The sequence below is a fragment of the Azospirillum mesophilum genome, assembly GCF_053470405.2.
Map to the genome: position 1 here is coordinate 18,767 of NZ_JBPXMQ020000031.1, position 22,527 is coordinate 41,293.

The following is a 22,527-nucleotide window of genomic DNA, read 5'->3' on the forward strand; positions in this document are numbered from 1 at the left end:
GCGGGCGGTTAGGCCGATTGCGCAAGCGGATCAACGGCTTAGCGCAGTTCCTAACCGCCTAACTGCCTAACCGCTCACTCTATATATGTGTGTGCGCGGGCGTGCGCGTGTGTGTGGTGGTGGTGTGGTTAGGTGGTTAGGTGGTTAGGAAGAGAGTTAGAGGACTGTAATCACACGCTTTTCCGGCTAACCGCGCGCCTAACCAGCGCCTAACCAGCCGGGCGAATTGAATAATGGGGGTTTATTCGCACCATGACGGGTCCGGGGGAGAAGCAGGGGCTGGCGACGGTGTTGGACGCGGCGGTGGAGCCGCTGGCCAGCGACGACGGCGCGGCGCGTCAACTCGACCTCCTGTCCGCTGACGAGGAGCCCGGCGCGTCGCCGTTGGATGCGGCGCTGGAGCGGATGGCCGAAGGCTTCTCGACGCCGCGCCGGGGCCGGGGCCGCCCCGCCGGTTCCAGGAACCGCCGGACGGAGGACTGGCAGCGGCTGGTGCTGTCGACGCACCGTTCGCCGCTGCTGGTGCTGGCCGATTTCTACAGCATGCCGGTGGAGGAGCTGGCGGCGCGGCTTCAGTGCAGCCGCCTGGACGCGGCGAAGCTCCAGATGGCCGCCGCGCGCGACCTGGCGCCGTACCTCCACCAGCGCCTGCCGCAGGCCTTGAGCCTCGACGTGAACGGCACTCTGCCCATCCTCCACCTCCACATGGGCGCGCCGGCCGGCGCCGTTCCGGCCGGTTCCAGCGGCTCGGACGTGCTGGAAATCGTCGCGACAGACATTGTTGAAAATCAAGGGCTTAGCATTCCGGCTCTGACGCACTCTGACGGCGTGCACTCTGACAGCGCAGCTGGAAGCGTTGGTAACTCTGGGGAAGTGGCGAGCGAGCCCACTGATTTAGGATCAGTCTCGGGGGGCGCGAAGTGAGCGGCCTGCAACTCTCCTTCGCCCCGCCGGGGCCGGTCTCCGCCGCCTTCCTGGCGGACCGCTCCTACGTCGCCGGCATCATGGGGCCGATCGGCTCCGCCAAGACCTCCACCGCGCTGATGAAGGTCATCGCCCACGCGGTGGAGATGCCCGAGCACCGGGGCACCCGCTACAGCCGCTTCGTCATCATCCGCGACACCTACCGGCGCTTGGGCCAGACGGTGCTGAAGTCCTGGCACAAGAGGGTGCCGCGCGAGTTCGGCAAGTTCAACGATGGCGGCACGCACGCGCCGTCCGTGCACCACCTGCGCTTTGCCCTGCAGGATCGGACCACGGTGGACTGTGAGGTGATCTTCGCGGCCGTCGGCGACCAGGACGTGGAAGACTTCTGCCGTGGCTTCGAGATCACCGGCGGCTACGTCAACGAGGCGGACCGCGTGGCGCCCGAGCTGCTGGTGCACCTGCCCGGCCGGTGTGGGCGCTACCCGGACAACACCATGGGCGGCTGCCCGTGGCGTGGCATCTGGCTGGACTTCAACGCCCCGGATACCGAAAGCCACCTCTACCGCGACTTCGTGGAGGCGCCCCTGCCCGGCTACCGGCTGTACGTACAGCCGTCCGGCCTGTCGCCCCAGGCGGAGAACGTCGGCAACCTGCCGCCCGGCTACTACGAGACCGAGGCGCGCGGCAAGCCGGACTGGTGGGTGCGCCGGTTCATCCGCAACGAGTGGGGCTACAGCCGCGAGGGCAAGCCGGTCTATCCGGAGTGGATTGACCAGCTGCACGTCGCGCGGGAGCCGCTGGAGCCCGTCCGCGGCGTCCAGCTGGTGATCGGCGGCGATGCCGGCCTGACGCCGGCCGCCGCGATCTGCCAGCACATGCCCACGGGCCAGCTGCGCGCACTGGACGAAGTGGTGTACGAGGGCGGCGCCGTCGGCTTCAGCGAGGCGCTGATGGGCCGGCTGCGGCTGCGCGGGTGGGACGGGATGGAAACCGTCGGCATCTGCGACCCCGCCGCCGCCGCCCGTGCCTCCACCGATGAACGCACCTGGATGGACGTGATGCGGGCGCGCACCCGGTTCCCGTGGCGCGTCGCCCCCACCAACGCCCTTGGCGCCCGCCTCGACGCGGTGCGGGTTCCCCTGACGCGCCTGATTGACGGCGCCCCCGGCCTCCTCCTCTCCCCGCGCTGCACCGTTCTGCGCAAGGGCTTCAACAGCGGCTACGCCTACAAGCGCATCCGCTCCGCCGGCGGCGAGACCTACACGGAGGAGCCGGCCAAGAACGCCTTCAGCCACCCCCACGACGCGCTGCAGTACGCCGCGCTGGGCGGCGGCGCCGGCTACGCCGCCCTCCTCGGGCGCGACCGGACCGCCCAGGCCGCCCGCCCTGCCCCGCCCTCCAACTACGACCCCTTCGACTGGTGACCACCATGCCCTACATCCTCCGCCCGAAAGGCGACGGCACGAACGAACTCCTGCAGTACGACGACGCCCCCAAAGGGTGGAACGAGAGCGCCTACCTCGCGACCAACGGCGACGTGGCCCAGGTCGTGCAGTCTGGCGGCATGCCCAGCGGCTGGTGGCACTACCTGCAGCATGGCCGCAAGGAAGGCCGCACCGGCGGCTGGGATACCCCGACGGACTTCAACGCGACGGAATACCTCACGGCCAACGCTGACGTGGCCCAGGCCGTGGCCCGCGGCGACCTGACGGCGGCCGAGCACTACGCCCGCTACGGCGCGGCGGAGGGCCGGCGCTACGCGGCACAGCCCCCGGCCCCGCCCCCGGCCGACGCCGCGCCCCAGGCGCCCGCCCCGTCGCCGGAGGTAGCGGCCCTGCGCCAGATGATCGACACCCTGTCCGCCCCCATGGCCGACGGTGGCGCCGCCGCCTCGCAGCAGGCCGGCCAGGCGGAGCGCCGGGCCACGCGCCGGGGCCGGGCGTCGATGATCCTGACGGGTGGGGAGACCGCGGCGGAGACGGGCTTGGCCCCGCTCCAACTCCTCCCCATGGGTGGTGCTGGCGGCATCGCCGGCGTGGCCCGTCGCATGCTCACGGCGAGGGCCGCCTGATGGCCGCGCCCAACGCCGACGACTTCCTGAAGCGCCGCGAGGCCCTGCGCTCCGAGCGCTCCCCGCACGAGGCGGTGTGGCAGCAGCTGGCGGAGTACGTCCGCCCCCTGCGAACCGGGTTCGCGTCGCCGCGGCGGGCGGGGGACAAGCCGGGCTCCCGCCTGTTCGACGGCACGGCCCCGCTCGCGGCCGACCGGCTTGCCGCCGGCCTCTACGGCCTGATCACCGCGCCGAGCAACGAGTGGTTCTCCCTGCGCCACCAGTACGACGACCTGAACGAGGTGCAGGAGGTCAAGCTGTGGATGGACGAGGTGGGGCGCCTGATGCGACAGGCCTTGCTGGGGCAGGGATTGGGCTTCTACAGCCGCATTCCCTCCTTCTACGCCGACCTGGTCACCTTCGGCACGGCGGTGTTCTACGTCGACGACAACGGCGGGCGCCCGTGGTTCTCGCACCGCCACCTCGCCGAATGCTACATCACGGAGAACGCGCGGGAGGAGGTGGACACGGTCTACCGCGTCTTCACCTGGCCCGCCCGCTCCGCCGTGGAACGCTGGGGCGACAAGGCCGGGGCGACGGCTCTGAAGGCGATGGAGAAGGGGGAACCCGACCGACGCATCGAATACCTGCACGTCGTGGAGCCGAACCCCGACGCGGACCCGAACAAGGTCGACGCCCGCGCCAAAGCGTTCCGCTCCGTCTACGTCTCCACCCAGGACCGCGCCGTGGTCGCGGTGGGCGGCTATGACGAGATGCCCTACATGGTCCCGCGCTGGGCTCACAACGAAGCCGGCCCCTACGGCGACGGCGCGGCCATCCTCGCGTTGCCCGACGTCAAGACCGTCAACGCCATGGCCAAGACGACGCTGATCGGCGCGCAGAAGGCCGTGGACCCGCCCCTGTTGGCGCCCGACGAATACGCGGTGCGCGGTCTCCGCACCACGCCGGGCGGCATCACCTACGGCGGCACGGACATGGCCGGCAATCCGGTCATCCGCCCCCTGACCACGGGCGGGCAGGTAGGGCTTGGGCTTGAAATGGAGCAGCAGCGCCGCGAATCGATCCGCGACGCCTTCCACTCCGGCCTCCTCCTGATGGTGGCCCAACCGGGACGCACGGCCACGGAGGTGCTGCAAAGCCAGGAGGAGAAGCTGCGCCTCATGGCGCCCCACCTGGGGCGCATCCAGTCGGAGTTCCTGGACCCGCTGTTGGATCGGCTGTTTGGCATCTTGTCGCGCGCCGGCCAGCTGCCCCAACCGCCCCAAGTGTTGCAGCAGTACCCGCAGCTCCGCGTGGAATACGTGTCTCCGCTTGCCCGGGCCGCGAAGGCCGCGGAAGGGGCGGCCCTGATGCGGACGATGGACGCGGTGCTGCCGCTGGCCGCACACAAGCCGGAAATCCTCGACAACTTCGACATGGATGAGATCGCGCGCACGCTGGCGGACGCCTACGGCACGTCCCCGAAATTGCTCCGTGACCGGAAGATGGTGGAGCAGGAACGCACCGCCCGCGCCCAGCAGACCGCGCAGCAACAGCAGCTCGCCGCGGCGACCATGGCCGCCGGCGCGGCGAAAGACCTGGCCGCCGCCGGAGCTGGCGCATGAAGTCCATCGCCGCGTTCCTGAAACGCCTGCACGGCCGCCGGCGGGCGCGCGCCGTGGCACAGGCCTTCCGCGAGCAGATCAACCCCGACGGCGCCAACGGCCGCGTCATGCTCGCCCACCTCGCGGCCTTTTGTTGCGTGACCCGCTCCGCCCATGTGCCGGGCGATCCTCACGCCACCGCCTTCAACTGCGGCAGGCAGGAGGTGTTCCACCACATCGTGGAACTCCTGGGCCTGAATCCCGACGACTTCACCCCCCAGATCCTGACGGAGCTGACCGATGAACCTGATGCTGAGTTCCCGTAACCGCGCCACCTTTGCCCCGGACGGCGGCGCCGCGTCCGATCTGGGCGCGCCCGACGCCGTCGGCACCACCCCCACGGCGCCCGCCGCTCCGGCGCAGGACCCCGCCGCCCCCCCCACCCTGCCTGCCCCTCCCCCCGCCCCGCCGGCGGAATTCGATTGGGCCGGCGCGCTGGGCGGCGACTACGACCAGCACAAGCCGGTGATCGAGGCGAAGGGCTGGAAGAGCCCCGGCGCGGCCCTCGCGGCCTATCGCGAGCTGGAGAAGCTGGTGGGCGCCAAGCCGGCTTCCGCCGACGCCTACAGCGCCTTCCAGCGCCCCGCCGACGTGACCGACGACCATTGGTCCGACAACCACGAAAAGGCGTTCCGCACCCTCGCGTTCGACGCCGGCTTGACCGACGCCCAGGCCCAGCGCCTGCGGCAATCCTACATCACGCAGGCCAAGGCTGGCCTGGACGTGATACGCCAGCAGCAGGAGCAAGCCGAACAGGCCCTGCGCACGGAGTGGGGGACCAACTACGACCGCAACATCGAGACCGCCCGCCGCGCGGTGCAGAAGTTCGGCGCCGGGTCCGGCGAACTCCTCGACGTGCTCGAAAAGCGGGTGGGCGGGGCGCAGATGATCCGACTGTTCCACTCGATCGGCTCGGCCATGTCGGAGGACACGCTGGCGGGCAGTGGTGGCGGCGCGTCGGCCGGTATGCCGCAGACGCCCGAGGCGGCGCGCGCCGAAATTGACCGGTTGCGTGGCGACCAAGACTTTCTCAAGTCGTGGATGGATCGCAGCCACTCCGGCCACGCTGACGCGAAGCGTCGTATGGATGCTCTCTACGGTCTTGCCTACCCCAACCAGAAGGGGTAAACCGGGAACAGCGACTGAGGGTCCGTGTAGGCGGCGGGCAACCCGGTGCGGCACAAGGCCGGACCGGGTCCGTGCAAACGGCGGGCAACCCCCGAAGCAGATGCAGAGCAATTCCGCAACTGTGGGCAAGGGGGAAGCATGTCCGCCCAGATTACCACCGCATTCGTTCAGCAGTACAGAGCCGGCTTTGAGACGCTGGTGGGTCAGAAGACCTCCCGCCTGCGCAAGGCCGTGCGCGAGGAAAGCGAGACCGGCAAGCGGATTTCGTTCGACCAGGTCGGACACATCCAGATGACCGAGAAGACCGGCCGCAACGTCGATATCCCCATCATCGAGACGCCGCATTTCCGCCGGTGGCTCGCGAACAAGGATTACATCGCCGGCCAGTATGTCGACGATTTCGACAAGCTGAAGGTCCTGACCGACCCGACCAACGCCTACAGTCAGGCGTTTTCCAGCGCGGGCGCCCGCAAGCTGGATCACCTCATCGTGCAGGCCGGTCTCGGCACCGCCTACTCTGGCGAGGAGGGCACGGTGCCGGTCCCCTTCCCCGACACCCAGAAGATCGAAGCGGACGGGACCGGCTTCACGCTGACGAAGCTGATGAAGGCCGTAGAGATGCTGAAGACGATGGAGGCGATCGGCGACGACGCGTCCGACGAAATTCACCTCGCGCTTACGGCCAAGCTGGAAACCGGCTTCATCAACACGAACGAGGTCAAGTCCAGCGACTTCACCACCGTGCGGGTGCTGGAGCAGGGCGGCGTGGAGAAGTTCTACCGCGTCATCTTCCATCGCTTCGAGGACTTCCGCGACAAGAAGACCAACGCCGTCACCACCATGCTGCCCAAGGCCGGCACCGTGCGGTCCTGCATGCTGTGGGTCAAGTCCGGCATCCTCCTGAACGTCACCAAGGACGTGAAGGCGAACGTCGACTGGATCGCCCAAAAGCAGTCCTATCTGGTCTCCGCCGGCCTGTCGGCCGGTGCGGTCCGCATGGAGGAGGAGAAGGTGGTGCAGATCGACTGCGAGGAGGGCGCGTAAATGACGACGCTGTACGGTACCAACCACGCGAAGACGGTCGCGGTTCCGGCGCAGATGGTCGACGGTGCCGACTGGGGCGGCCGCGTGTCGCTGACCTACGACGAATACACGGCGCTGGGGACGGAGGTCGCCGGCGACGTCATCAAGATGGGCCGCGTGGCCCCCGGCGAACGGGTGATCGGCGGCACCATCGTGTTCGAGGCCATGGGCGCCGGCCGGACGCTGACCGTGGGCGACACGGGCGCTGCCGCCCGCTATCTGGCGGCCACGTCCTGCGCCGCGACCGGTTCGGCGACCCTGACCGACGTGGCCGGGTTCGGCTTCCGCAACGCCACCGGTGCGGCGCTTGACCTGATCGTCACCGTGGGAGGCGGCGCGCTCGCGGCGGGCAAGATGATCAAGATCGCCCTCCTGACCGCCCGGCTCTGAGCCATGGCGTCGCGCGTCGGCATCTTCAATGTGGCGCTCGGCTGGTGCCGGGCGGACGCGGTGGTGTCCCCGGAAGAGGACAGCGCCGCCGCCCGCTCCTGCCGTCGCTACTACGATGGCGCGCGCGACGCCGTTTTGCGGGCCTATCCCTGGAATTGCGCCACCCGGCGGGCGCACCTCGCGGCCCTCTCCCCGCCGCCGCCCTTCGGGTTCGACCAACGCTACCGATTGCCCGACGACTGCCTGACGGTGCGCGCCATCTGGGGGGCGCCCGACGCGCCGTGGCAGATCGAGGGGCGCGAGCTGCTGACCAACGTGGCCGCGCCTCTACCCATCGTCTACACCGCGCGCCTCGACGATGAATCGCTGTTTGATCCGTCGCTGGCCGCCGCCGTCGCGGCGCGGTTGGCCTGGGACATGGCCTCGACCCTGATCGACAGCCAGACCGCCATGGACGCGCTGGAGGCGCGCTACCGCCGGACCCTGCAGGAGGCGCGACAGACCGACGCCGCCGAAGGGCAGCTGCCCCAGCCCGACGACGCCACGTCCCTGTCTTGGCTGGAGGACCGGCTGTGACCGTCCGCCCCGGCCAATTCAGCTTCGCCGCCGGCGAGTTGTCGCCGCTCTTCCGCAACCGCCGGGACCTGGAGCGTGTGGCCACCGGCGCGCGCGAGCTCACGAACATGGTGGCCCTGCCCCAAGGCCCCGCCGTTCGGCGCCCCGGAACCCGGTTCGCCGCCGCCGCCAAGGCCGACGGCATCCTGATCCCCTTCCAGTTCAGCGTGGAGCAGGCTTATGTGATCGAGGCCACGCCGGGCGCCTTCCGGTTCTACATGGACGGCGGGCGGATCGAGACCGGCGGCGTGCCCTACGAGGTGGCCACCCCCTACCAGGCGGAGGACCTGACGCGTCTGCGCTGGGCCCAGTCCGCCGACGTGCTGTTTCTCGCTGCCCCCGGCCACCCGCCGCGCACCTTGTCGCGGACCGGGCACACCGCCTGGACGCTCGCCCCGTGGGTGACCAGGGATGGCCCCTACCGCGACGTCAACACCACCTCCACCACCCTCACCCTGTCCGCCACCACCGGCACCGTCACCGTCACCACGTCGGCGGCGGTTTTCCACGCCGGCGACGTGGGCGGTCCTCTGCGGATCCAGCACGGCACCGTGTGGGGCTGGGCGCGCATCACCGCGGTGACCGACGCCCAGCACGCCACCGCCGAGGTGCAGAGCCCCTTCGCGGCCGTCGCCGCCTCGACGGAATGGCGGATGGGGGAGTGGACGGCGGAGCGCGGCTACCCGGTCGCCGTGTCGTTCCACCAGAACCGGCTGTGCTGGGCGCGGGGGCAGACGGTGTGGATGTCGTGCAGCGCCGACTTCGACCGGCACTCGCCGTCCAACGCGGCCGGCGTGGTGGCCGCCGACGACGCGGTGACGGTCACGGCGAGCGACGACCAGGTCAACGTGATCCGGTGGCTGAGCGGCGCCAACGGCGCGCTGTTCGCCGGCACCTCGGGTGGCCCGTTCCGGATCGCCGGCAGCGATGGGCCGATCACCCCCGCCAGCGTCAGCATGACGCGCCTGCACGTCTCCGGCGCCGGGGACACGGCCCCGGCGCGCATCGGCTCCGGCGTGGTGTTCGCCAGCCGCACGCGGCGCCGCGTGCTGCAGCTCGCCTATGACTACTCCACCGACGGCTACAACGCGCCGGACCTGTCGCTGATGGCCGACCACATCGCCCGCGTCGGCGTCCGTGGCATGGCGTGGCAGGCCGAGCCGTGGTCCATCCTGTGGGCGGTGCTGGACGACGGCCGGCTGGCCGGCCTGACCCTCTCCGCCGAAAGCGAGGCCCTGGCGTGGCACCGCCACACCATCGGCGGCACGGGCACCCGCGTGCGGTCGATCACCTGCATTCCGGGTGCCGATCGGGACGAGCTGTGGATGCTGGTCATCCGACGCGTGGGCGGGCAAGACCGCGCCCAAGTCGAGGTGATGGAAGCCCACTTCGACCCGGTCGACCCCGCCGACCGCTCCGGCCTGTGGTACGTCGACGCCGGACTGTTCTACTCCGGGTCTCCAGCCGCCGCCATGACCGGCCTGGATCACCTGGAAGGAGAGACGGTGCAGGTGGTGGCCGATGATGTGCCGCACCCCTCCCGCGTCGTAACGGGCGGGCAGGTGGAGTTGCAGGCCCCGGCCAGCCGGGTGCTGGTGGGTCTCGGCAGCACGGCCCGGCTGGTGTCCCTCGACATCCAGCCGCCGACCGCGCAGGGCAGCTCTGGCGGCCAGCCCCGCCGCGTCAGCGCCGTGTCCGTCGGCTTGCTGCACGCGGCCGGGGCGGACGTGGGCGTGGAGGGAAGCCCGCTGGAAAGCATCCCGCAACGCATGGACGGCGACGCGCTGGGCGCTCCACCCGCCCTGTTCACCGGCGCCAAGTCCATCCGGACTGACGCCGGCACCCGCAAGGCCGCCCTGCATGTGGTGGTGGAGCAAGCCAAGCCGTTGCCCCTCGCGGTCACGGCCCTGATCCCTGACGTAGCCGTGGGGTGACCGATGACCGTACCAGGACCGTCCATGGAGGTGTCCGTCTGATGTCCCCTCCCTTCGTCATCTTCGGCATGCCCCGTTCCCGGACGGCATGGCTGGCGCGCTTCCTCTCCTACGGCAATTGGACATGCGGCCATGAGGAACTACGCCACGCTCGCAGCCTCGACGATGTCCGGTCGTGGCTGGCCCAGCCCCACACGGGCACGGCGGAGACCGCGGCGGCGCCATGGTGGCGGCTGGCGCGGCATCTCCAGCCCGATCTGCGGGTGGTGGTGGTGCGGCGTGACCCGATGGCGTCCACGGACAGTCTGATGCGCTTGGGGCTGTTCACTGACCCAGCGGCGATGGAACGCCTCATGATCCGCCTGGACCGCAAGCTGGAGCAGATCACTAAGCGGATCCCCGACGCGCTGTCCGTGCGCTTCGAGGATTTGGCGCGGGAGAATGTCTGCGCCTCGGTGTTCGAACACTGCCTCGGCCTCCCGCATGATCCGGAGTGGTGGCGGCATTGGGCGCCCGTCAACGTCCAATGCGACATGCGCCACATCGTCCGGTATTGCCATGCCCACGGGCCGCAGATGGACAAGCTGACGGCCATTGCCAAACACCAGACGCTGGCATTGATGTCTTGCCGGGCGTCGAACGACTTGGACGGCATGACGATCCAATCCGAGCCCTTCGACGTGTGTTTGCGGGACGCAGAGAAGCTGCTCAACGCGCATCTGGTCGCCGTGGGGGAGGCTCCTGGCGACTGGCGCCGCAAGAACCTGCCGCTCCTACGCGCGCTGGACGACCTCGGAGCCCTGCAGATCATGACGGCCCGCTGCAACGGCCGTATGTTCGGATACTTGATGTCCATCATCGCGCCGTCACTGGAGTCCCCTGACGTTCTGTCGGCGCAACACCTAACCTTCTACGCCGACCCGGATTGCAAGGGCTTGGGCATCCGCCTGCAACGCGCATCCATCGAGGCGCTGCGGAAGCGCGGCGTCCACGAGGTGTTTCTTCGGGCAGGCATTCGCGCCGACGGACCGCGCATGGCCCCGCTGTATCGCCGACTGGGCGCCGTGGATTTCGGCCAGCTTTTCCGCATCGATCTGACGGAGGCATGACATGGGAATGGCGGCAGTTTCCGCCGGCGCCGCCGTCGTCGCCGCTGGCGCATCGGTCTATTCGTCGGCACAGCAATCTTCGCAAGCCAAAAAGGCGGCGGCGCAGCAGGAACAGAATGCCGGCGTCGCCCAGCAGAACGCCGAAGAGCAGGCGCGGCTCATCCAGCAGACCGGAGACTACAACGTCTCCGAAATCCGGCGCGACGCGGCCAACGTATCCGAGGCGGGGCGCTTGCAGGTCGAAGCCATCGACCGGCAGGCGGCCTTCGACGCGGCGACGTACGACCGCTCGATCGCGGACGCGATGCGCACCGCGGCCTACCAAGCCGACAAGGTGCGGTCGCAGGCGGCTTTCGAAGCCGGCTCCCTGTCGCGCAGAGCCGATCACACCCTGTCCGCCGCGACCGACGCCGTGGCCACGGTGATGGCGAAGGCCGCGCATGACGAAGCGGACGCCCTGTTGGTGGCGGCCGATGCTGACGCGCAGGAAGCGGCATCGACCCGACGCGCCAAGGCGGAGCTGGCCACCACGCTCATGGACGAAACCCTGGCGCGGCGCAAGCGGGACCAGATGCTGGGCGGGGTGCGCGCCGGGACGGCCGCGGCCGGGGTGGAGCTGTCGGGCTCCGCCCTGGACGTGCTGGCGGACCAGGCCGCCGCGTCGGAGCTGGAGGTGCTGAAGGGCCGCCTGCAGGGGTTGGTGCAGGTGGATGCGTACGTGGAGGACGCCCGCAGCGCCGGCGTGCGGGCCGTCCGCGCCCGCGCGACCGCCGCGAACGTTCGGGACTTGGCCGACCGGGACGCGCGCAGCATCCTGACGGACGCCACGTTCCAGGCCGGGGAGTACCGGGCACAGGCCACCCACATCAGCACGCAGGCGGGCAAGGACCTCGCGGAGATCGACGCCGCGGCCGCCACGCGGCGGGACGCCCTGGCGGCCGAAAAGGCCTACACCGGAACCAACCTCGCGGTGCTGCGCGACACCACCGCGCGAGAAACCGCCGATCACGTCGCCACGCTGCAGAGGGAAGCCGACTTCACGCAATGGCGGGCGGAGGTCGAGGCTCGCAACATGAGCCTCTACGGGCAGAGTCAGGCCGGCGACCTGATGGCGCGCGCGGCACTGTCCCGCAGCCAGGGTCGGTCGGCGCTGACGTCCGGACTGCTGCAGGCATCGGCGACGGCCATGAACTCCGGCCTCAAGATTTACGACCGGTGGGGCACCACCACGACCGGCAGCGGCACCACCTCCGCCGCGTCCACGACGGGAGGGTGACATGGCCGAAGAGAACGCCCGCGCCGCCATCCGACTGCGCCCGCAGGGCCTCCGCTTCGGCGTGCCACACGCCGTCGGGCAGCCGATCAACACGCCGGTGGTGGACCAGACCGCCGGCGTCGGCATGGCCCAGGTCGCGAAGACGGCCACGGGGCTGATCGACACCATCGACGCGCGCGTTGCCGCCGACGAACGGCTGACGGCGGCGAAATGGCGGGCGGAGGACCGCACGCAGTGGGCGGAGCGCTTCCAGCAGGCGAAGGAGCAGGCCCCTCCCGGAGCGCCCGACTTCACCAAGGGCATGCTGGAGCAGTACGACCAGTGGGCCGCCACGCGGCTGGACGGCGTCAGCTCCCGCACGATGCGGCAAGAGGTGGAGCTGGGGCTGGTCAACCTGCGCGGCCAGATCGCCGAACAGGCGATGGCGCATGAGGCCGGCGCCCGCGTCGCCAAGCGCCGCACCGACATCGAGGACGTGCGGCGCCTCAACGGCCACGCCGTCGCCGGCGACCTGACGAAGTTCGACAGCCTGTTGTCCGAGACCGAGAACGCCATCCGCGCGTCCGGCCTTCCGGCCGAAATCCAGGCGGACGAGATCAAGCGGACGCGAACCGAGTTCGCCACCGCCGGCCTGACCGGCCTGACGCTCCGTGACCCCGCCGCCGCGATCGGCGTGCTGCAGTCGGGCGCCTTCGCGCCCTTCGTGGATCCGGACCGCGCCATGCGGCTGCAGGAACACGCCACGGTGGAGCTGCGCCGGCGCGAGGCCGAGGCGCGGCGCCAGCAGGAAGAGGCCCGCGCCACGCTGCGCGTGCAGGTGGAGGGCGCCGTGCGGGACGAGCTGACCGCCTACCAGCGGGGCGACAGCTTCGCCAAGCCGGTGACCGACGAGAAAATCCTCGCAGCCTACGGCCCGGAGCGCGGCTCCTCCCTCATCGACGAGCGGCGCCAGTGGCGCCAGTTCGGTGCCGACGTCGCGACCGTCGCCATGCTCCCGCCCCAACAGCAGGCGGAGTTGCTGAAGCGCTACCGACCGGAAGGGGAGGGCTACGCGAATGAGGCGGACCGCTACGACCGCCTCACGCGCGCGATCACCGCCGACGCCAAACGCCGCGCCGACGATCCGGCGCAATATGTCCTGGACCACTCGCCCGTCCTGCGCGACCTCACGGGCCGCAGCGTGTCCGACCCGCAGGCCGGCGCCCAGGCCGTGGCTCTGTCCTTGGACCTGCAGGCGCGCGCCGGCATTCCGGAAGCGGACCGTCGCGTGCTGCCCAAGCCGATGGCCGAAAACGTCGTCACCCGCATCCTGTCCGCCCCAGCGGAGCAGCGCGCTGACGTGATGGAGCAACTGGCCACGGGGTTCGGCTCGCATTGGCCCAAGGTCTACGGCGAGTTGGTGGAGCAGAAGCTTCCCCCGGATATGGAGGTGCTGGCCACCGTGCCGCATCCAGTGGCGCGCCGCGAGTTGGCGGAGGCCCAGGCTATGGGCAAAGACCCGTTGCGCAAAACGGTGGGCGACGACGCGAAAGCGGTGGACCAGGGCGTGCGCGATGTCCTCGATCCGCTCCGCCGTTCATTGGCGCTGGTTCCGGACGGGGCCGCCAAAGCAGCGCAATGGGAAGAACAAACACGCCTCCTGGCCTATCGCAAGGCCCAGTATTTGCCGCCCGACGAAGCTGTGAAGCGAGCGGCCGAAGAGATGGTGATCGGCAAATACGACTGGGTTCCGCAGGGCGACTTGATGGCCCGCACGCCGAAGGGCGAGGGGCAGAGGGCAACCGAGTACGCGATCACGCTGCTGTCCAAGCTGACGCCCCAGGACCTCGCGGACCCTGGTGGCATGCCAACCCTCACCGCCGAACAGCGGCGCGGACAGATGCTTGCCGTTGCCAGAAACGGAAGCGCGTGGGTGACGAATGGCACGGATGACGGATGGGTGTTGGTTGACCGGCGCCGGGAACCGGTGTTGCGCGCTGACGGCCGCCGCGTGGAGTTCCGCTTCGCTGATATTCCGACGGCGGCGAGCCCAGGCGCATCGTCCGCCTCACCGACTCAGGACGTCGAAGCCATTGCGCGCCGTGCAGGCCTAACGCCGGAGCAGGTGCGCGCGAACGCCGCGCGGCGCCGCGCCGCCGAGGAGGAATGATGGTCGGCATCATCACTCAGGAGATATCGCCAACCCGCCGCCTGCAGGCGCAGGGCCTCGACGCCATCCCCGCCACCACCGGCGAAGTCCTGGGGGCCACCTGGGACGACGCATGGGCGCGCAACCCTGGTGCATCGGCGGCCCGTTGGTTGGGGCGGGAACTCACCATTCCGACGGAACGCTACCTGACGAAGGACCAAGCGAACGAGCGGTTTGGCATCGAGGGGCAACTGACCTTCGACGGACCGACGCCAGTCCACGTCGCGCGCGACCTGCACGACCTGAAGCGGGCGGAGCTGGAGCGCCGCTCCATCCTTCAGCGCGCCGAGGGCGGAATCGGCGAGGGTGCGGCGCAGATCGGCGTGGGGCTGGTGGCGAGCGTCCTAGACCCCGTTAACGTGGCGTCCGCCTTCATCCCCGTGGTGGGCGAGGCCCGTTACGCGCAGATGCTCGCCAACGCCGGATCGGCCGCCGGCCGGGCGGCGGTGCGCGCTGGGGTGGGCGCGGTCGAAGGCGCGGTGGGCGCGGCTGTGGTGGAACCTCTCGTCTACGGCGTCGCACGCCAGGAACAGGCCGACTACCACGCGGTGGACAGCCTGATGAACCTCACCTTCGGCGCCGCCCTGGGCGGCGGCCTGCACGTCGTGGGCGGCGGCGTCCGCGACTTGACGACGCCCGGCCGCTGGCACGCGCCGATGCAGGACCGCGTGGAGGCGGCGCCCTTCGGCGACGTCGAGACCGCCACCCGCGCGTCCATCGCCGCCGTCGCCGACGATCGCCCGGTGCCGGACACCGTGGACCTGCTGCTGCGCGACCAGGAACGCCGAGACCTCGGACGTTCCTACGACACGGTGCGCGCGGCGCCCGCCGGCCCGCCTGCCGATCCGCTGGTAGGACTGCTGTCGGAGAGTGAACAACCGCTGTTCATGCGCCGCGGCGCGGTGGAGGAGAAGGACGGCGCCGTCACCATCCCCGGCCGTGGCGACGGCATGGTCAAGATCATCTTCAAGGACGGGGAAGGATCGGCCCGCCCGGCCGCCCAGCAGGTGACGCGCGACGACGTGCTGCGCCTGCCCGATTGGCTGCGCGACCTGGAACCGCGCGTCGAAGACCAGCCAGGCAAGGACCGCTACCACCGCATCTGGGTCGTGGACACCGAAGACGGGCGGCAGATCAAGATCGTCGCCAGCCGCTTTTCCGCCGACCAGCAGCACTATGTGGTCAAGATGGGGGTGAACGGCCCGGAGCGCCTGGAACCGCCGTCGCCGCCCCGCCAGCCCGGATCGGGCGAGGCTGGTTCCCCCGGCGGCGTTAGCCGCGTCGCCGGGGATACCGCCCAGGGGACTTCGGATCGTCCGTCCGGGGGCCAGTCGCCGGAGGTCTCCCGCCCGGCTCCCAGAAATATGGGCCGCCGCCGGACCGAAAGCAACCTCGGGGAAGTCTACGACACCGCCGGCCGGCGGCTGAACGTGCGCTACGAGGTGACCGAGTTGGGCAGCCTGACGCTGTCCCACGGCGACGATCTGTCGGTGAACCCCCACTTCCCCCAGGAATTGCAGCCTCGCGACCGCACCCGCGCGGCGGCGGAGGAGCAAATCCGCGCCATCGTCTCCGGTTTCGAGCCGGCCTTGCTCGGACGCTCCCGCGACGCCGCGACCGGTGCCCCGATCGTCGGTCCCGACGGTGTGGTGGAATCGGGCAACGGCCGCTCGCTGTCCCTGCGCCGCATCTACCGGGAGCGGCCGGACCTGGCGACCCGCTATCAGGCGATGATGGTCCGCGAGGGCTTCAAGATCGACGGGATCAAGGAACCGGTGCTGATTGCCCGCCGCATCACAGACCTGTCGCCGGAGGAACGGCGCGGCTTCACGGTCGACGCGCAGAAGGCCCGCACGCTGGAGCTGTCGGCGAGCGAGCGCGCCATGGCCGACGCCCGCGTGATGGACGGCATTCTCCACCTCTATGCCGGCGGTGACCCCAATTCCGCCGCGAACGCGCCCCTGCGCCGCGCCTTCCTGTCCGCCCTGCCCCAGGGCGAGCAAGGCGCTTTGCTGGACGGCGCCGGCGTCTTTTCTGCCCAGGGGACCGCCCGCTTCCGCAACGCCCTTCTGGCCCGCGCCTTCGACGACGCCGGCCTGATCGGCACGATGGTCGAGAAGATGGACGACAGCTCGCGCTCCCTCTCCGGCGCGCTGTTCGACGTCGCGCCCGCTTGGGCACGGATGCGCGCCGCCGCCGCCGGCGGCGAGATCGCGCCGGGTGTGGACGCCACCGCCGACCTGTTGGACGCCGTGCGCCTGATCCGCGATGCGCGCGCGGCGGGCCGCCCGCTGGATCACCTGCTGGCGCAGATGGACGCCTTCAGCCGCCCGTCGCCGGCGACGGAGATGTTCCTGGCCGAAATGATCCGCGGCAAGACCACGGCCAGCCGCGACGCCATCGCCGCCGCCCTGAACCGCTACGTGGACGAGGCGATGAAATCCAGCCCGACCCCGGACCTGTTCGGGGCGGAACCGCCGCGCTCGCGGGACATCCTCTCCGCCCTGCGGCGCGACGATCCCACGGCGCCGCCGCCCGACGCCGCCGCCACCGTCGCCGCGGTGGAACGCTCGGTGGCGGACCTGCCCGAACATCCCACGGCGCCCGAAGCCCTCGACGCGGCGGAGGCGCTGACGGAGGCCCGCCTGGACGAGCTGCGCCGCGCCGGCCGGCTGACCGGCGAGGAGCCGGAGCTGGCGCAGGCCGCCCGCATGGCCGAGGAGGCCAACACCTATTCCCGCGCTGCCGAGGCCGGCGCCTTCTGCATGGCGAGGAGCGCATGAGCTGGGACGACTGCCTCGACACGATCCGCAAGGCCGCCGGCAAGGCGCTGTCCGACGACGACATCCACCAGCTGCTGGAGGATGTGCAGCTGCGCGCCGATCGCATGTCGCGGGAGCGCGTCGACCTGTCGCGGGCGGAGCTGCTGGTGGCGGCCGCGCGCGAGGCCGGGGACGAGGCGCGCATGGCCGCGCGCATCGAGACGCGCAACGCCAAGATGAACCTGGTCAAGCGCGTGACGCGGCGGGAGTTCTACAACGCCGCCCCGACCACCGGCAGCACGCCCGGCATCATCATGGGCCTGGAGGCGAAGCTGGTGGGCGTCAACACCCCGTTCGCCGGGTCGCGGCTGTCCGTCGCCGCCCAGCAGCACGCCCTGCGCCGCGACTATGCCGTGGGGCTGACGACGGAGCTGGAGCGCGCCGGCCTGTACAACGCCCTGCGCAACGGCACGATCGACCGGGAGATCGCGCGCGAGCTGTTCGCGGCGTCGATGCCCGATGGGCGTCCCGGCATCACCGGCGTGCAGGCCGCCCAGCAGGCCGCGGAGATCATCCGCAAGTATCAGCAGCTCGCGGTGCACGCCTTGAACAAGGAAGGGGCCTGGATCGGCCAGTACGACGGCTACATCAGCCGCACCGTCCACGACAGCGACCGCATCCTAGCGGCTCAGTTCGAGGGGTGGCGGGACACCGTTCTGCCGCTGTTGGACGAGCGGACCTTCGAAGGCGTCGCCGACCGGGAGGGCTTCCTGCGCGGCGTGTGGCATGCGCTCGCCACCGGCGTGCACCTGACGCCGGAGGGCGGACAGGGGCTGAAGGACCCGGCGTTCAAGGGGCCGGCCAACATCGCCAAGAAAGCCTCGCAGGGGCGCGTGCTCCACTGGAAGGACGCCGACGCCTGGATGGACTACCAGGCGAAGTTCGGCGAGCCGAACCTGATCCACGCCGTCCTGCGCAGCCTCGACAACGCCGCCCGCAACGCGGCGCTGATGCGCGAATTCGGCACGAACCCCCGCGCCGAATTCGAGGCGGACCTGCGGGCGCTCGCGGAGCAGCACCGGGACACCGCTCCGGAGGTGGTGGTGCAGCTTCAGCAAGCCCGCGGCTGGCTGTCCAACCGCTTCGACGAGCTGGACGGGCGCGCGTCCATGCCGGTACACCGCCTGGGTGCCCAGGTCGGTGCCGCCGTCCGGACGTGGGAGAGCATGTCAAAACTCGGGGGCGTCACCCTGTCCGCCGTCACCGACGTGCCGCTGAAGGCGTCCGAGCTGCGGTACCAGGGCATCGGCCTGTTGGAAGGCTACGCCGACGGCCTGACGGCGCTGGTGCGCGGTCGCGGCAAGGGCGAGGAAGGCGAGATCATCGACCTGTTGCGCGCCGGCGCGGAGGGTATGACCGGCAATCTGGCGTCGCGCTTTGAGGCCGGCGACACCGTGCCGGGCACCCTGTCGAAGCTGGCCAACACCTTCTTCCGCTGGTCGGGTATCAGCTATTGGACCGATGCCCAGCGGGCCGGTGCCGAGTTCGTCATGTCCCGCCACCTGGGGCGGCAGGTCGACCAAGCGTGGGACGGGCTGCAAGAGCAGACGCGCCGCATCCTGTCCATGTTCGACATCAAGCCCGAGGATTGGGAGATGATCCGGACGGCGGAGCTGCGCCAGGTCGACGGCCGCCCCTTCGTCACGCCGGACGCCGCCTTGCGCCTCGCGGACGAGGCGGTGGACGCGCGCATTGCGCCGGAACTGGACGCCATCCGCAGCGCCATCATGGACCGCCTGGAAACCCACGCCGGCGCGCTGGAGCGGCTGGAGGAGCGCTCGCGCAAGCTGGAGGCCGAGCTGGCCAAGGCCGGCCCGACCATGGACGACGCGGAGCGCGCGGCCATGGAGGCGACCGTGGCGGGCGTGCGGCGCTATCAAGACACCATCTCCTCCCTGCGCGAGGCCCTGCGCGACCACCGCGACAGCGCCCGCTCCACCACCGAGGTGGGGCAGCGCATCGCCCGCGAGATTGGCGCCCTCGCGCGCGCCGAACGCGATCTGGCGACCAAGGCCGCGAACCGGGTTCGCCGCATCACCGAAGGCATCCCGAAGGCGGAAGCCGCGCGGGCGGAGCTGGCGGCCAAGCTGGAGCGCGCGCAGGTGGAGATGGTGGAGCGCATCGACGCCATCGCGGCGCTGCCCGGCCGCCTGGACGAGCAGGTGGCCCGCGCCCGCGACGGCTTCCGCGAGGATCTGGCGCTGAAGCTGCACGCCTACTTCGCCGACCGCGGGGAATACGCGGTGCTCAACCCCGGCGCTCGAGAACGCGCCATGCTGCGCCAGGGCACTCAGGCGGGCACGGTGGCGGGCGAGGCCCTGCGGTTCGTGACGCAGTTCAAGGCGTTCCCGGTGGCCATGGTCACCAAGGTGTGGGGCCGCGAGGTCTACGGCGGCCAGGACGCCGGCGCCCGCGCCGCCGGCATCGTCCATATGATGCTGGGCAGCACCGTGTTCGGCTATGTGGCCGGGGCGCTGAAGGACTTGGCGAAGGGCCGCACGCCGCGCGACCCGGCTGACCCCGAGACATGGGCGGCCGCCTGGACCCAGGGCGGCGCGTTGGGCATCTACGGCGACTACCTGTTCGGCCACTACAGCCGCTTTGGCAACGTGCCGCTGGAAACCGCCGCCGGCCCCACAGCCTCCTCGGTCGCCGATCTCTTGGCCATCTGGTCCGGACTGCGCAACGGCGACGACAAGCGCGCCGGCATGCTGCGCTGGGCGGTGTCCAACACCCCCTTCGCCAACCTTTTCTACACCCGGATCGGCCTCGACTACCTGTTCCTCTACCAGGTGCAGGAAGCGCTCAACCCCGGCTTCCTCCGGCGCTTCGAAAAGCGCGTGAAGGAAGAGAACGCCCAGAAGTTCATTTTCTCCCCCGCCGCCGCCATCCCCTACGGCGGCGGCAACCGCTTCGCGGAGGGCTTGCGCTCATGACCGTCACCACCACCCGCACGCAGTCGGACGTGTACGCCGGCGACGGGATCACCACGTCGTTCCCCGTGCCGTTCCAGTTCCTCGCCGCCACCGACATCGCGGTGTACGAGATGGCCGCCGATGGCGGGCTGAGACGGCTCAGCATGGGGGAGCATTACGCCGTCACGGGGGGGAATGGCGGCACCGGCGCCGTGAACGCGACCACCCCTCCGGCGCCGGGGAAGAGGTGGGCGATCACCAGGGAAACGAAGGCGCTGCAAGGCATCGACTGGCAGGACGGCGACCGGATGCCGGCCAAGCGCATCGAGGAGGCCGCCGATCGGCTGACCATGCTGGCGCAAGAAGCGTCGGCTTGGGCGGCGCGCAGCCTGCACCTGCCACCCGGGGACGCTTCCGCCACCCAGTTGCCGCCGATATTGCTGCGCGCGCACAGGCTGCTGGGGTTCGACGGAGCCGGCACACCGGTCGCGGTGGAAAACCCCGCAGCGGCAGCTGCGGCGACGATGGCCACGGCGACCGAGGCCGCCACCACGGCCACGGCCATGGCGCAAGAGGCCGTGGCCGCGGCGGCCCAGGCCCGTGAGGCGTCCATCGCAACGGCTGAGAACACTGACGCAATCAAGATCAAGGCCAAAGGCTCCCCGGTCCCGCGGTCTCTGGCCGAGCGATTCGGCGAGATCGGCAACGTCATGGACTACGGTGCCGTCGCCGACGGAACGTCCCACCCTCTGTCGGAGCGATACTCCACCCTGTCCGCCGCTCGCGAGGTGTACCCCCACGCCACCGCGCTGACGGACGAGATCGATTGGGCCGCCATACAGGGTGTGGTGACAAAAGCCGAAGCTGTGCTTCTGCCCGCCGGTCGGTATGTGGTCAACCGCCCCATCCAGGTGCCATCCGACACCCACATTGCCGGCGAGGCCCGGGGCGCGACCAAGGTTGTGCTCAGCGCCGCAACGACGGACGGCTTTGTGTTCGGCTCCGCCACCGCCCATTCGTCCGTCAGCAGCCTGTCCATCACCGCTCCGGCGTCTGGCGCGAAGACGGCGGGAACGGCGATCTGGTTCAACGGGTGCACGTCCTGCACCGCCACGGATGTGCGCATCGACTATCAGCACCGCGGCATCGTTGCCACAGCAACATTCCTGACCAGGGTCAAGGACGTCGATATTTTCTACCCCACGCCGATCACCGGCATTGGCGTGGTGTTGGACGGACCGCTCGCATCCAACGCCGAGATTTACGTCCGCGATGTCTTCGTCGGCGGGCACCTCGACGATTCCCTCAAGCCGTGGGCCGGATGGTTGCTGCGGCAGACGGGGGGCGCCTACCTTGACACCTGCGGCGCTCTGTACTGCCAGCGGGGCATGGTCATCGCGCCGCAGGCCGGACAGGAGGTGGCCCATCTCTTCACCACGCGCTGCGCGATGGACACCGGATCGAAGGACGGGTGGATCATCGCGCCCGAGGCTGGAGGCACGGTCAAGCGCTGTGAGTCCATGCAGGATTGGTCCAGCAGCCACAAGGGCCGCGGCCTGTTGGTGGATAATACGGGCGGTCGGATCCATGCCTACGATTTCTGGGGGTTCCGCGCCCTCTCCAATGAGCAGGATGGGGGGTGTGTCAGGGCCGGCGCCTACGTGCGCATCCACGGCGGCCACTGGCTTGGCAATGGCCGCGCCGCGGCCAACACCTATGATGGCCTGCATTTTGCGGCAGGTGTGTGCGATTTCTCCATCCAAGGCGCCCTGAGCGGAAACATACCGGAAAGCGAGTTGCCGGCCGAACTGGCGGCGCTCGCCCACACTCAACGCTACGGGGTGTGCGTGGAGCCCGGCCCGAGCAATCGCTATCGGATTAGGGCGTGCGACCTCGATCACAACGAAGCCGGCCCGCTGTTTGACGGCGGCGCCGGACCGGAGAAAGATGTCGGCGGCAATCTTCCACTCATGGCCGGACTGCGACAGACGCAATCCGGCCTGTCCGGGCCGGCCGGCCAGAACATCCAGATCGGCTTGGCCGCCCCGACGGCGGGGCCGCATCAACCCACCAACGTCGGCAGCGTCGGCCTGACCTTCCAGGACGGTGCTGCGCCGAGCGGCGTCTTCGTCGTCAACGAGCACAACGGCTTCTACTCGTCCCAGAAAGTGGAAGTCCGGGTGGCGCAGGGTGGCGTCTACCCGACAACGACACGCTTTAGGATTGAGGCAGACGGCACAATTACGAATGGCGCGCGCACGCTGTTCCTCGCCGACGGGCGCGCCGTGTGGCCGTCCTACACCACGACCACCATGCCGTCCCCCTCGGTTGGGGCAACCATGATCTTCATTACCGGTGCAGGGCCGGCCTATTCGGACGGGGTGGCGTGGCGCCGCACCGCCGACAACTCCGTGATTTAGGAGCCC

At 70.2% G+C, this 22,527-nt stretch carries 16 protein-coding genes; all 16 read left to right on the forward strand.

The window, feature by feature from the left end:
• The first annotated feature begins 252 nt into the window (after positions 1-252).
• Entirely contained in the window at positions 253-924 is a 672-nt protein-coding gene (locus ACSVC7_RS24040) for a hypothetical protein (RefSeq protein ID WP_448207279.1), read from the forward strand.
• Complete coding sequence (locus ACSVC7_RS24045; RefSeq protein WP_448207280.1) at positions 921-2,351, forward strand: hypothetical protein; 1,431 nt, start codon at positions 921-923, stop codon at positions 2,349-2,351. The genes ACSVC7_RS24040 and ACSVC7_RS24045 overlap by 4 nt, the downstream gene beginning before the upstream one ends.
• A 5-nt stretch (positions 2,352-2,356) precedes the next feature.
• A complete protein-coding gene (locus ACSVC7_RS24050; RefSeq protein ID WP_448207281.1) occupies positions 2,357-2,998 on the forward strand; it encodes a hypothetical protein in 642 nt (213 codons plus the stop codon).
• The gene (locus ACSVC7_RS24055; protein ID WP_448207282.1) at positions 2,998-4,602 is read left to right on the forward strand and encodes a portal protein; all 1,605 of its coding nucleotides are present in this window, start codon (positions 2,998-3,000) and stop codon (positions 4,600-4,602) included. The genes ACSVC7_RS24050 and ACSVC7_RS24055 overlap by 1 nt, the downstream gene beginning before the upstream one ends.
• Entirely contained in the window at positions 4,599-4,907 is a 309-nt protein-coding gene (locus ACSVC7_RS24060) for a Bbp19 family protein (protein ID WP_448207283.1), read from the forward strand. The genes ACSVC7_RS24055 and ACSVC7_RS24060 overlap by 4 nt, the downstream gene beginning before the upstream one ends.
• Complete coding sequence (locus ACSVC7_RS24065) at positions 4,891-5,769, forward strand: hypothetical protein (RefSeq protein ID WP_448207284.1); 879 nt, start codon at positions 4,891-4,893, stop codon at positions 5,767-5,769. Before ACSVC7_RS24060 ends, ACSVC7_RS24065 begins: the two co-directional genes overlap by 17 nt.
• 138 nt (positions 5,770-5,907) lie before the next feature.
• Positions 5,908-6,813, forward strand: a complete 906-nt coding sequence (locus ACSVC7_RS24070) for a phage capsid protein (RefSeq protein ID WP_448207285.1) — start codon at positions 5,908-5,910, stop codon at positions 6,811-6,813.
• Positions 6,814-7,242, forward strand: a complete 429-nt coding sequence (locus ACSVC7_RS24075) for a hypothetical protein (RefSeq protein WP_448207286.1) — start codon at positions 6,814-6,816, stop codon at positions 7,240-7,242. It abuts the gene before it with no gap.
• Positions 7,243-7,245: 3 nt separating this feature from the next.
• Positions 7,246-7,818 carry a phage connector family protein gene (locus ACSVC7_RS24080; protein ID WP_448207287.1) on the forward strand — a complete coding sequence of 191 codons (573 nt, stop codon included), beginning with the start codon at positions 7,246-7,248 and terminating at the stop codon, positions 7,816-7,818.
• Positions 7,815-9,791: a phage nozzle protein gene (locus ACSVC7_RS24085; protein WP_448207288.1), complete on the forward strand. Its 1,977-nt coding sequence runs from the start codon at positions 7,815-7,817 to the stop codon at positions 9,789-9,791. The genes ACSVC7_RS24080 and ACSVC7_RS24085 overlap by 4 nt, the downstream gene beginning before the upstream one ends.
• Before the next feature lie 41 nt (positions 9,792-9,832).
• On the forward strand, positions 9,833-10,900 hold the full coding sequence (locus ACSVC7_RS24090) for a GNAT family N-acetyltransferase (protein WP_448207289.1): 1,068 nt from the start codon (positions 9,833-9,835) through the stop codon (positions 10,898-10,900).
• Positions 10,901-10,907: 7 nt separating this feature from the next.
• A complete protein-coding gene (locus ACSVC7_RS24095; RefSeq protein ID WP_448207290.1) occupies positions 10,908-12,176 on the forward strand; it encodes a hypothetical protein in 1,269 nt (422 codons plus the stop codon).
• Position 12,177: 1 nt separating this feature from the next.
• Positions 12,178-14,325: a hypothetical protein gene (locus ACSVC7_RS24100; RefSeq protein ID WP_448207291.1), complete on the forward strand. Its 2,148-nt coding sequence runs from the start codon at positions 12,178-12,180 to the stop codon at positions 14,323-14,325.
• Positions 14,322-17,147: a hypothetical protein gene (locus tag ACSVC7_RS24105; RefSeq protein WP_448207292.1), complete on the forward strand. Its 2,826-nt coding sequence runs from the start codon at positions 14,322-14,324 to the stop codon at positions 17,145-17,147. Before ACSVC7_RS24100 ends, ACSVC7_RS24105 begins: the two co-directional genes overlap by 4 nt.
• A complete protein-coding gene (locus ACSVC7_RS24110) occupies positions 17,144-20,122 on the forward strand; it encodes a hypothetical protein (RefSeq protein WP_448207293.1) in 2,979 nt (992 codons plus the stop codon). Before ACSVC7_RS24105 ends, ACSVC7_RS24110 begins: the two co-directional genes overlap by 4 nt.
• Positions 20,119-22,521: a hypothetical protein gene (locus ACSVC7_RS24115; RefSeq protein ID WP_448207294.1), complete on the forward strand. Its 2,403-nt coding sequence runs from the start codon at positions 20,119-20,121 to the stop codon at positions 22,519-22,521. Before ACSVC7_RS24110 ends, ACSVC7_RS24115 begins: the two co-directional genes overlap by 4 nt.
• The last annotated feature ends 6 nt before the right edge of the window (positions 22,522-22,527 follow it).

What these genes read in the sequence shown, in the direction of transcription:
- ACSVC7_RS24080 (WP_448207287.1), top strand. Translation starts at nt 7,246, where the DNA reads ATGGCGTCGCGCGTCGGCATCTTCAATGTGGCGCTCGGCTGGTGCCGG.
- ACSVC7_RS24070 (WP_448207285.1), top strand. Translation starts at nt 5,908, where the DNA reads ATGTCCGCCCAGATTACCACCGCATTCGTTCAGCAGTACAGAGCCGGC.
- ACSVC7_RS24050 (WP_448207281.1), top strand. Translation starts at nt 2,357, where the DNA reads ATGCCCTACATCCTCCGCCCGAAAGGCGACGGCACGAACGAACTCCTG.
- ACSVC7_RS24105 (WP_448207292.1), top strand. Translation starts at nt 14,322, where the DNA reads ATGATGGTCGGCATCATCACTCAGGAGATATCGCCAACCCGCCGCCTG.
- ACSVC7_RS24095 (WP_448207290.1), top strand. Translation starts at nt 10,908, where the DNA reads ATGGCGGCAGTTTCCGCCGGCGCCGCCGTCGTCGCCGCTGGCGCATCG.
- ACSVC7_RS24040 (WP_448207279.1), top strand. Translation starts at nt 253, where the DNA reads ATGACGGGTCCGGGGGAGAAGCAGGGGCTGGCGACGGTGTTGGACGCG.
- ACSVC7_RS24065 (WP_448207284.1), top strand. Translation starts at nt 4,891, where the DNA reads ATGCTGAGTTCCCGTAACCGCGCCACCTTTGCCCCGGACGGCGGCGCC.
- ACSVC7_RS24110 (WP_448207293.1), top strand. Translation starts at nt 17,144, where the DNA reads ATGAGCTGGGACGACTGCCTCGACACGATCCGCAAGGCCGCCGGCAAG.
- ACSVC7_RS24100 (WP_448207291.1), top strand. Translation starts at nt 12,178, where the DNA reads ATGGCCGAAGAGAACGCCCGCGCCGCCATCCGACTGCGCCCGCAGGGC.
- ACSVC7_RS24090 (WP_448207289.1), top strand. Translation starts at nt 9,833, where the DNA reads ATGTCCCCTCCCTTCGTCATCTTCGGCATGCCCCGTTCCCGGACGGCA.
- ACSVC7_RS24075 (WP_448207286.1), top strand. Translation starts at nt 6,814, where the DNA reads ATGACGACGCTGTACGGTACCAACCACGCGAAGACGGTCGCGGTTCCG.
- ACSVC7_RS24115 (WP_448207294.1), top strand. Translation starts at nt 20,119, where the DNA reads ATGACCGTCACCACCACCCGCACGCAGTCGGACGTGTACGCCGGCGAC.
- ACSVC7_RS24060 (WP_448207283.1), top strand. Translation starts at nt 4,599, where the DNA reads ATGAAGTCCATCGCCGCGTTCCTGAAACGCCTGCACGGCCGCCGGCGG.
- ACSVC7_RS24055 (WP_448207282.1), top strand. Translation starts at nt 2,998, where the DNA reads ATGGCCGCGCCCAACGCCGACGACTTCCTGAAGCGCCGCGAGGCCCTG.